General features: G+C 55.3%; 1 protein-coding gene. It reads left to right on the top strand.

Annotation, left to right across the window (positions count from 1 at the left end; genetic code table 11):
- Positions 1-351 (top strand): ATP-binding protein (locus ACTFO6_RS18100; protein ID WP_439935787.1); only part of this gene is annotated, 351 nt, incomplete at both ends.

Below are 351 nucleotides of genomic sequence, written 5' to 3' on the forward strand. Positions count from 1 at the left end.
GCAGGCCCTGGCTCCCGACCTTCACATCCGGCGCAGCTTCGATCCGTGTTTGCCTCTCTTGAGGGCTGATGCCTACCAATTTCAGCAAGCCGTATGGAATCTTATCGACAACGCGCTCGCTGCCACCGGAGGAGACGGTGCACTCGATGTCCGCTTACGTCGCGAAGGCGATTGGATCGCGATTTGCATCAAAGATTCCGGTCCAGGAATACCGGAAGAAATCAAGGAAAAAATCTTTAAACCCTTCTTCTCCACTAAACCCGGTGGTACCGGACTGGGTCTGTGTATCGCCCAGCGCATCGTCCATAATCATGGTGGTTGGATCGAAGTCGCCAGCCAGAGGGGAATGGG

The organism is Pelomicrobium sp. G1 (genome assembly GCF_051905455.1).
Taxonomy (GTDB): domain Bacteria; phylum Pseudomonadota; class Gammaproteobacteria; order Burkholderiales; family UBA6910; genus Pelomicrobium.